Genomic DNA, 1,667 nt, shown 5'->3' with positions numbered 1-1,667 from the left:
GGAGGAAGCCATTCGCGCCAATCCGCGGGCAACCAATGATCCCCTGCTGATCGCGGTTCTGGGTGCGCGAAAAGCGTTCTGACCCATGGCTTCAGAAGTGATAGGTCATCCCGGTAAGCGCCACGTGCAGCATCCGGTCTTGACCGGTGCGGGGAACGTACAGCCCCAGATAGGCTAGCGAGATATCCAGATGCTTGGCGAGCGGTGCAGACAGGCCAGCCTTGCCGCGGATAGAATTGATTCCGGCGGCCTGGCCGCTGGATGTCCGGTTCAGGTTGAACAGAAATTCTCCGCTGAAATCCGGCCGGATGCTGCTGCTGCCGATCGGTGCGCCCCGAAAGCTGATCCGCTCGCGCAAACGGACATCCAATTGGGAAGATCCGCTGAACATCCGTTCTTCCAGCCGGGTCCGGCTACTCCAGTCCCCGCCTAGAGTCTTGCCGATTGCCCAGTTGAGCTGCTGGAACGGGCGCTCCTCGGTGCCGGTTCTGCGCTGCGCCTGATAATTTTGAAAATGACCATAGCCGATGGCGAGCGACAGATCGTCGGACACCGCAACCTGAACCGAACCCCGCGCGAAGATCTGCGCAAGCCCGTCCGCACTTTCGCTATACCGCACACCGCCCTCGGCAATGGCAGATATGTCAGATGTCAGCGGTATTTTTGCAGTCGGCAAAATCCATAGCTGGGCCTCGTCATCGCGAGCGCTGACCGGATCAAAAGCAACCATTTGTGAAAAGAGCAAAATCGCTGGCACAGCAATTAATTGACGAAGCACTGGCATTGCTGACCCTTATGGCGATAGAAAGACTTCTCCTAATCAGCAAATTGGATTCGCACCATATGAAATTCTTCGTTGATACCGCCGATACTGCGGAAATCGCTGACCTTGCTGCGACCGGCATGGTCGATGGCGTCACCACCAATCCTTCGCTGATCAAGAAATCGGGTCGCGATATCATGGAAGTGACCAAGGAAATCTGCGGTCTGACCGATGGGCCGGTTTCCGCCGAAGTCATCGCGCTCGATCATGCAACGATGATGAAAGAGGCAGAAGTGCTGCGCAAGATCGCTGACAATGTCTGCATCAAGGTGCCGCTGACCATAGACGGGCTGAAAACCTGCAAGGCGCTGACCAGCGAAGGGACGATGGTCAATGTCACGCTCTGCTTCTCGGCCAATCAGGCGCTGCTCGCAGCCAAGGCCGGTGCCAGCTTCATCTCCCCCTTCGTCGGACGCCATGATGACAATGGTCTGGACGGCATGACCCTGATCGAAGACATCCGGCTGATCTATGACAATTATGCTTTCGACACCGAAATCCTGGTCGCCTCGATCCGCCATCCCATCCATGTACTCGAATCCGCCCGCATCGGCGCCGATGTCGGAACCATGCCACCCAATGTCATCCGCAACCTGTTCAAACATGTGCTGACCGACAAGGGGCTTGAAGGCTTTTTGAAAGACTGGAAAGATACCGGTCAGAATATCGGTTGATCCGACAATCGTCTGCCAGAACAGGATCGTCATCCTGAATTTATTTCAGGACCTCCAAAGGCCGCGCGCTAACTCAAGGGGTCCTGAAATAAATTCAGGATGACGACGATTTTTATCAAAAACCCTTTGGTGCCGGATCAATCACGACAAAGCTGCCGTTGCGGATTTCC

Annotated in this window: 2 protein-coding genes; one reads left to right on the top strand and one right to left on the bottom strand. The window is 55.7% G+C overall.

Annotated elements, in window-relative coordinates; genetic code table 11:
- Window positions 1-91: 91 nt before the first annotated feature.
- Entirely contained in the window at window positions 92-784 is a 693-nt protein-coding gene (locus tag V7665_RS10880; protein WP_335664565.1) for a DUF2490 domain-containing protein, read from the bottom strand.
- 59 nt (window positions 785-843) lie between these two features.
- Here V7665_RS10880 and fsa point away from each other — a divergent pair, with 59 nt between their 5' ends.
- The gene (gene fsa, locus V7665_RS10875; protein WP_335664564.1) at window positions 844-1,497 is read left to right on the top strand and encodes a fructose-6-phosphate aldolase; all 654 of its coding nucleotides are present in this window, start codon (window positions 844-846) and stop codon (window positions 1,495-1,497) included.
- Window positions 1,498-1,667: the final 170 nt, after the last annotated feature.

It is taken from the genome of Parasphingorhabdus sp. (assembly GCF_036964675.1).
Lineage (GTDB): Bacteria > Pseudomonadota > Alphaproteobacteria > Sphingomonadales > Sphingomonadaceae > Parasphingorhabdus.
This window is presented reverse-complemented; position numbering and strand designations above follow the sequence as displayed.

Coding starts and splice junctions, on each gene's coding strand:
- V7665_RS10880 (WP_335664565.1), bottom strand. CDS start 784: ATGCCAGTGCTTCGTCAATTAATTGCTGTGCCAGCGATTTTGCTCTTT.
- fsa (WP_335664564.1), top strand. CDS start 844: ATGAAATTCTTCGTTGATACCGCCGATACTGCGGAAATCGCTGACCTT.